This is a genomic window from Agathobaculum sp., assembly GCF_022775115.1.
Taxonomy (GTDB): Bacteria; Bacillota; Clostridia; order Oscillospirales; family Butyricicoccaceae; genus Agathobaculum.
Map to the genome: position 1 here is coordinate 21638 of NZ_JALFLA010000008.1, position 8042 is coordinate 29679.

Here is an 8042-nt window from a genome sequence, read left to right on the forward strand (position 1 = left end):
GGACGTTCCATTCGCGATTATTCCGATGAACAGATTCTCCTATTTGCTGACGAGATCAACGCCACTCCCAGAAAACGTCTGGGCTACCGCACTCCTGAGGAACTGTTTGAGCTACAGCTGGATAGTATCTACGCCACCAGCTGACAGCGCGCTTTATTCTGCTCAAGTGTTCAATTTGTTATTGCAATTTTCGGTTTTAAAATAGTAAAGTATAATAAGCAATTCAACAATGTGTCAAGATTATCATAAGAAATTTAGACAGAATGCCTCACTTCTTACACAAGAATCAAACCCCAATAATAATAAATAATTTCGGCCTGCAAAGCGCATACCCAGCCTATCCGAGATCCTGCAGGCGGTTGAAAGCAACACAATCCTTGTGGATCTGTACTGTGGAAAATGGAAATAAACCGTCTTTTGATCGCCGAACCCACATGAAATACAGCACATTTTGCAGTGAATTGACTAACATAAAAATAAGGCAGCGTGAAATGTCGTGAGTTGCGTCTCACCCACCTGCCAAATCCCAATTCACTGTAAGGAGTTTTATTTCATGAAATACATCAATTACAACGAGATGAAAGACTTTTACACGATCGACGAGGTCTGCCGTCTGTTCGAGATGGACAAAGCCGAGCTTCGGCATTATGCCGAGAAGTACGACATACGTCCGCAGGAAGATCAGTACGGCAACTGGGGCTTCCGCAAGGTACTGGTGCGCAAGCTGCACAACCATATCTACAAGGAGCAGCGCAACAGACCGCACGGAGGCAAGGACGCCCCTTGGGACAGCAAGCCATACAAGCCAGACAAATCCCCTTGGGGTAACAAACCCGGCAGTTCCCCTTGGGGTAATCGGTCGGAAAGGAAGTCCCGCCCGTGGGCATGAGTGAGATCCTGACGGTCAAGGAGGCCGCCGCACAGCTCAAGACCACCCGCCAACAGATCCGCAAAATGATTGCAAACGGAGAACTCCCGGCCGTCAAGGTTGGCCGGGAGTGGAGAATTCCGCTGGAAAGCATTCGATTGTTTTTGAAAGAAAACCTGTGAGAGAAAGGAGAGCACATGTCACTGACGATCACCTTCTATTCCAATCAAGGCGCGGGCGGGCCGTTTGTTTTGGAACTGCCCGGACCGGACTGCCCGGAACCCGTCTTGGACAAGCCTTGGCCGGACGTGACTTTTCCAGCCTGCAAGCTGATCCTGCATCGCGGATGCGCGCCGGACGATTCACTGCGGCAAGTCTGCCGCGACTCGCTGGAGCAAGCCTGTTTCGATGCGCCGCAGCGGTCGGTTTACGACGGCCTGTACAACCATCAAAACTTCCAACGTGCGCGGCGCAAATGCCGCAAGGAGGACTATTTCGGCATCACCACGGGCAACCAGATCCTATGGCTGCAAACTAAGACCAACCAAATGCGCGAGCGGCCTCGAGTTATGACGCGCTGGACGCCGCCTGCAGACGCCAAATATCTGTACATCGGCTTCCCGGCTGATGCTGTCCCAACCTATCGGCACACCTACCTGTTCGACACGGACGAGCAGCTGCTACACCGGCGTCTGTGTAAGGTCGCCCCGGCCTGCACGGATTTCGCCTTTTTCAAACTCTCGGCGGCCTACGCGCACCGGGCAGAGGAACGCTTTGTGGCGGTCTATTACCCCGGCGACGAGATCACACCCGCCGAGCAGGCAGTCATCGACGAACTGATGGTGTTCCCGAAGGACGACCCGCTCGCGTTCTACGACGCGTGTATGCGCCATGTTCCTTTTGAGGCATATGCCGTCGACCGGGCGGGCGAACGGACGGGCAGCTATTGGGGCACCGGCTTTCCGCTCGGCAAAGGATTGGCCGATTTCCTAAACCCTATCACTTGGCGTGAGATGAACCGCGTCGACGATGTCTTCGCATGGGAACGGTATTCCAGCGATATGGATGAGGAAAACGGGTTTGGAAACATCTATATTCCATAACAACCGAAACGTACAAAACAATAATGCCGTTTCAGATCGATGGCAGAGGGGATATGAATGCCTTCGTCTTGACATCCCCTCTCGCTGGCGTTATGTTGTTAACAAGGCGGCAGCCGTTTTACCCGTCTGCCGCCCATGATAAATTTTTCTCTATTTGCACCGCTTTTGGCGGTTACACAGAATTTGGGATTGTCCCTGAAGCACCTGGAGGCCGCCCTTGAGGATGCCTCTATTGCCGGCTGACTTCACTCATGCCAGAGTCTGCAAACCATTTTGCGAAAAATCCTTGACACTACCTTCTGGTGTATATCGTTTGTTTGGTATTCCTTTTGGCATAGTAACGCACCCCACTTGTTATTCAGTATACCATACTGTCTAACAAATGGGGTGCAGTTCCTCATTGAGTTATCGGCTACTCTTTTTTATATGGCTCTATCTTTCATCCAATATTAAACGTACTCAACGCATCTTATGGCTGATCTAATTCAGAACAATTTATTCATCAAGTATCCACAAATGAATTCCAGCAGGATGCGCAGGACAACGCCCGCCCGATTTAGCCGACGGCTTACCACTACCGCCCATATGAATCCGTTTTCCACAGTTCGTGCAAATCCAATACATTATCTCACCTCCTATCGAGCAATAATCATTGCGATGCGTTGAATAATAAAAGAAAGGATGGCAAATAAGGTGTTGCTTTAGTTTGTACTTGGTACTACAAAAATCTGAGTACCTGTATTTATCAGCGAACAAGTCTTTGGCTCCAGTAATGCCAATGATTTGAGCAAGAATGGATTTTGGAATATCTTATATAAGGTAGATTCATATATATTTGTAGGTTCCATTTGCACCAATGCTAAGCATGTTCGTCTATAGGATATAAATTGTTGGCATAACATCTCTTTTGTTGCCTTACTATTATTACATCGACTGCCATCTTCCTGTTTTTCTGAATATATCGACCTGCAAGAATCAACTTGAGAATTCATATTATCTAAAATTTGCCTATCTTCTTCATTTGCACATCCGCGAGCATAAATCTGCGATTTCCGTTCCACATAATCACACAATCCGCCAATCACTTTTTCCTGAAACTTTTCTTTTTTATACTGCTTGGATAGTTGAATAGCCGTACTCGTCGTGTGCATAAATAACGATTTTATTAACTCATCACTCTGTTTCAAAGCACCAATGCAACCGTATGCCAATAAATCAGGGTGAATTTCATCCAAATCGCAAATGAATTTCCCAGAGGAAAGCAAAATATTCCACTGTTCATCATCACTCAATAATAGTGAATAATGCAACAAGTCCATTCCCAAAGAGTCTTTTATTCCATATTCCTCTTTAAGAGCTTTCTTTGCATTTTGCTGGAATTTCAAAAACAACTGATACATTTTGCGGTTCATTTGACAGCATACAATTTTATACAATTGATCAATTTCCGAATGAATATCAAATTCTGTTGCAAGCGCAGATTTTAATACATCAACGGCTTTCTCCATACGGATTCGATCCCCGCTTTGCGCATATATATAAGCCAGTAGATGTAAATCTTCATTATCCTGTGTTCTGCTATAAAGCATCTTACAATCATCGAGCAATTCTACGCTGATTTCATCGCACAGGTTTTCCTTAAGGTATTTCATGAACGTCAATCTATACTGCATTGCATGTTCCTTAAGTTGCTTTTTCTGATCTTCCGGCAACAGAGCAGCAGCAGATTCCAACAAGCAAAGATTCTGATAGAATAAATTTTGATTCAAATTTCTTTCATAACGCAGAACGGTTGCTTGCGCGCAATAGTTCTCAAGTTGAAATTCTTGAACCGGTATCCCATAGTCTTTTGCAACCGCATATAACTCGCGACCGGTTTTGCTAATATTGGGAGAAAACGGATAGCAATTTTCTATAAAGAGATCCCAAATTCCATTTAGGCATTTTAGCCATTCAGAGGAAATGCACAACGCCTTAGAAATATTTACAATAAATGGATTTTCTATCCATTCTTCAGCGGAGTGATGCAATATACGATACAGATAAATCACATCAAACAGCAATACAGCGCGCAATATATTCAACCCACCAGTCGATAATTGCTGAGCTGCATCGGAAACAAGCTTACCTACAGTTTCACGCTGTTCCATACGCATTATATAATTCGTGATCTCTACTCTTTTGCTGCTGGATAACTCCACACGATCTGCAATATTGTGGATTGCTGTCATTGCATTCGGCGCAATCTTTTTTTGCTCTAAAAAGCAAAAGTTGCATAAAATTTTGAAGTAGGCAATATGAACATCCTCATGCATTTGGTTAAAGCTTAAATTCTGTATATCAGTTTTCATTTGCGCAGCAATTTCAAGAATCTGCTGCAATAACTGTGTCATTCCCAAGCAATCACAGCCAATCAAGCAGTCTTCCATATGTCGATCCGCCTTATTACCACAATGAAGAATGATTCGATCGTTACTATGATAAGTGCTGTCCTTATGCTGTTTGCTGGGATGATATTCCACGGAAGTGATATCCCTCAGGCGCACAGCGACTGGCGTTTGCTTTAGGTTTCTATAAAACAAATATTCTCCATTCAAAGCAATGCCCGTTTTGGGGATACCACGCCCAAAGGCTCCCCCATTTGTAACAAATAGCATGGTACGCGGATCTGCAGAAGGTGCAATATATTGTTTACACCCTGACAGACCATCAGGAGAAATGTTGGGGGCGACTTCTATACCACTGACGCCTAACGTACGCACCTTTGTCAAAATCGCATTCTCCGTGATAGACCGCATTATTCTACCTTCTTCCTTTTAAAGGTCATCAATCGATAGCTCTGGTTGCTGTTCGACTCCGCTTCGGCCATAACTATGTGGAAGTAAATATTCCTCGCCTACTTTTGATAGAAGATTATTCCGCAAAAGTGTACTGAGTGCCTGATTCACCAACACCTCCGGGCTTTTGGTGTTTTCGTAAGTGTAATCCGCAAGAAGATCAGATTCTTTTACAAACCGGATCAACTGTGGTTCAGAAGATGGCTGCACGCGGCATTGATTACAAATGATGCTTTCAACCATGCGCTCAAATTCTGCCATGCATTGTTCGAGAAAGCGGTGGACGATCTTCTCATAAGGATCGTTTTCCGGGTAATCCTTTTCACGGAAACGAAAGGACGCTTTTTTCAAGTCTTCCTCTGTCACTGCACCCATTCGCGCACATTCTTTTCGCAAGAAGGTTTCCAATTCCATGCGGTTTTGGAATTCTAATTCCCGTTGTTTGCGTTGAAAACTTTCCTGCCGCACTTTCTCATCATACTTTATCTGTTCTTGCTGCATCCGCTCTCTGCTTGCCGCTTCTTCTCGGCGAATCTGCGCTTCTCGCTCAGCCTGTTCACGCTGAAAATCCATCTCTTTTTGCCGCCTAGCTTCTTCCATAGCCCGTTCTTGCAAAATCTTCTGCTGACGCTTCTGCTCATTGATCTGTATGGCTTTCCAACTATACGCAAGTAAATAAATTAAAGGAATGGTTAGAAAAACAATTTTGCTATCAATCGCATAATACAAAATAGCAGTCAGAATTGCAGCAACCAAAAACACTGATATTCCGAATCGATAATTCTGAAACAATTGTAGAGTGGCAGAACACATTCCAGAGACTATACGCCAAAAGATATATAGTATCACCAAAATAACAATTGCCCAAATTGTCACGACAAATCATCCTCTTTATCTTTTATCAAATTTTGTGGCGGCAAAATGTCAAAAACCAATTGTCCAGCTTTTTGAATATTCACTACATCCGATACATCTAAATCATCCATGTGAATCTTCTGCACCATACTTTTTTGACAATATTCCTCCCCATTGCGCACAAAATATAGAGTAATTTCCCCAATTACCTCTTTGCCAATATTATCCCAAGTGAAAAAGCATTTTCCACCCATGTACTTTATCTTGCCACTCGCTAGAGTTCTGTTGATTTCCTGATCGGCAGCTTTTTCAGCTGCTTCAATGTAATCTGATAATCTTCGTTTTCCCTTCAATGCCGCAAGCAGTTGCTTTAACGCATCTAGAAAGTCGGAAATCACCTTGCTGTCACTCAAAAAAACCACCCTTTCACGCGGTTTGACAGTAGTCCAATTGCAACTCTAACTCCTGAGAAATCTCAAATTCTCCAATTTCAACACCATATTTATTCTTAATTTCTTCAGGGATATCATCTTCAGTGATATTTTCAGTGACAACAGTTTCCTCCCATTGTTGCGTTATTTTATTCTGTGTGTAATTTTTTGTCAATTTCTGAACTTTATCAGTCAATCTGCGTATCCAAACTGTACTACCCATTAAAACCGAATTGGGAAGTATTTCGAGCATTTTTTCAGCAAACTTCTCCATAACACGCTGTAGCTGAGTTATCAACCGCGACCATACTTGACGAACCTTATTAAGAAATTTTGCTGCCCTGATTTTGATCCAATCAATAAATTGCATGAGACGATCCTCTTTCTTTTGTTCCTATTTGTTGATAGACATAATTGGCGTCAACCGTCCGGGTTTTCATAGAAGCAATCGTTGATCGGTTGCACTGCTTAGCCACTATAATGTCTGAAATTGCCCGTTCAAAATACTCTTGCGGAATGATATCCCTTTTTTCCGTAGCAGCAGCAAAAGCAGCAGAAACCACAGCATTTGCAATATCTGCACCGCTGATTCCTTCATAGCCATCCGCAATAGCTTTAAAATCTATTTTTGCTGGCATCTGAGAAGGGATATATTTTTCCCAAATTTTTTGGCGCAACATTACATTAGGCAAGGTAAAATTGATGTGCAATGTAATGCGTCGCATAAAAGCAGAATCATAATTTGCTATAAAATTTGTTGTAAACAGAATAATCCCTTTATATTTCTCCAATTGGGTAAGCAAAACTGATCTGGTTTGATTTACACTCACATCGGCAGCGCTATGCATATCGGTGACACGGCGGCTTAACAAGGCATCCGCTTCATCAAATAGAATTACCGCATGACTTTCTGATGCAAATTGAAAAAGACGTACCAGATTTTTGGGAGTCTCTCCTACATATTTTGACTCAATTTCGGCATAGTTTACAATTAGGAGCGGCATTTGCAGAGCATTCGCAATCGCGTGCGCAGCCATTGTTTTACCAGTACCGGAATCTCCATAAAAATTAGCCAAAATACTCTGCTGGTCAGGCAAAACTGATGATAGGTTCCAATGGACATAGACAAGGTCATGATATCGAATTCTGCTAAGCAGTGAGTTTAATTGATTTAAGCATTCCTCAGATACTATTAGATCGGAAAGTTTATATTTTGGATAGAAAACATCATATATTTTCTCTTCATTTGTATTGTGGGAATTTTCTTTTCCATCCGATAATTGAAACGGCATCTTCTCACATCCAGTAAATATTATCTTTTGGTATCATTATACTATATCTTTTATGCTTTGCGCAATACTAATTTTCAATATATCCTAATACCTAAGGATAGGTAAAGCTATGGAACCTCTGATTTAATCCGCACTACCATAAAGGCTCGGGATGTGGGATAATAAGACTAACAAAGCAATGGTGGTGTATGGCGATGAAGAAACAGGAAACATTTACGGATATCGAATACAGTTTCCGCAAAAAGAAAACGAAGCGGGAGGAATTTCTGGAAATCATGGACGAGATCATTCCCTGGGACGAGTGGGTTGGCGTTATCGAGCCCTACTACCCTAAGGGAAAACGTGGCCGTCCTCCCATGGGCATTGAAAAAATGCTGCGGATGTATCTGCTTCAGATCTGGTTCAACCTGTCCGATCCGGCTACCGAGGATGCCATCTACGACAGCTACGCCATGCGAAAATTTACAGGCATTAACTTCATGACGGAAGCGGTTCCGGATGAAACAACGCTGTGCAAATTCCGTCATCTTTTGGAAGCAAACGGACTGAATAAGCTGTTCTTCGATGCAATCAACCGCGTCATGGTACAAACCGGACACATGATGAAGGGCGGCACCATTGTGGACGCCACCATCATCAATGCGCCCAGCTCCACC

Annotated in this window: 9 protein-coding genes; 4 read left to right on the top strand and 5 right to left on the bottom strand. The window is 43.4% G+C overall.

The window, feature by feature from the left end; translation table 11 throughout:
- Positions 1 to 553 precede the first annotated feature (553 nt).
- From MR935_RS00925 to MR935_RS00935, 3 genes are read left to right on the top strand one after another with little or no spacing between them, the layout of a single operon-like run.
- The gene (locus MR935_RS00925) at positions 554 to 889 is read left to right on the top strand and encodes a MerR family transcriptional regulator (RefSeq protein WP_290570235.1); all 336 of its coding nucleotides are present in this window, start codon (positions 554 to 556) and stop codon (positions 887 to 889) included.
- Positions 886 to 1050 carry a helix-turn-helix domain-containing protein gene (locus MR935_RS00930; protein ID WP_290570236.1) on the top strand — a complete coding sequence of 55 codons (165 nt, stop codon included), beginning with the start codon at positions 886 to 888 and terminating at the stop codon, positions 1048 to 1050. Before MR935_RS00925 ends, MR935_RS00930 begins: the two co-directional genes overlap by 4 nt.
- A 15-nt stretch (positions 1051 to 1065) precedes the next feature.
- Positions 1066 to 1971 (top strand): hypothetical protein, encoded by a 906-nt coding sequence (locus tag MR935_RS00935; RefSeq protein WP_290570237.1) that lies wholly within the window; start codon positions 1066 to 1068, stop codon positions 1969 to 1971.
- 701 nt (positions 1972 to 2672) lie between these two features.
- Here MR935_RS00935 and MR935_RS00940 read toward each other — a convergent pair.
- Genes MR935_RS00940 through MR935_RS00960 form a run of 5 tightly spaced genes read right to left on the bottom strand, consistent with a single transcriptional unit; the run spans position 2673 to position 7386 of the window.
- Positions 2673 to 4742, bottom strand: coding sequence for a hypothetical protein (locus MR935_RS00940; RefSeq protein WP_290570238.1), 2070 nt, complete (start codon positions 4740 to 4742; stop codon positions 2673 to 2675).
- 45 nt (positions 4743 to 4787) lie between these two features.
- Positions 4788 to 5684 carry a hypothetical protein gene (locus MR935_RS00945; RefSeq protein WP_290570239.1) on the bottom strand — a complete coding sequence of 299 codons (897 nt, stop codon included), beginning with the start codon at positions 5682 to 5684 and terminating at the stop codon, positions 4788 to 4790.
- Positions 5681 to 6076, bottom strand: coding sequence for a hypothetical protein (locus MR935_RS00950; RefSeq protein WP_290570240.1), 396 nt, complete (start codon positions 6074 to 6076; stop codon positions 5681 to 5683). The genes MR935_RS00945 and MR935_RS00950 overlap by 4 nt, the downstream gene beginning before the upstream one ends.
- Before the next feature lie 13 nt (positions 6077 to 6089).
- Positions 6090 to 6464: a hypothetical protein gene (locus tag MR935_RS00955; protein ID WP_290570241.1), complete on the bottom strand. Its 375-nt coding sequence runs from the start codon at positions 6462 to 6464 to the stop codon at positions 6090 to 6092.
- Positions 6451 to 7386: an ATP-binding protein gene (locus MR935_RS00960; RefSeq protein WP_290570242.1), complete on the bottom strand. Its 936-nt coding sequence runs from the start codon at positions 7384 to 7386 to the stop codon at positions 6451 to 6453. The genes MR935_RS00955 and MR935_RS00960 overlap by 14 nt, the downstream gene beginning before the upstream one ends.
- 194 nt (positions 7387 to 7580) lie before the next feature.
- Here MR935_RS00960 and MR935_RS00965 point away from each other — a divergent pair.
- A partial coding sequence (locus MR935_RS00965) for an IS5 family transposase (RefSeq protein WP_290570243.1) occupies positions 7581 to 8042 on the top strand: 462 nt, incomplete at its 3' end.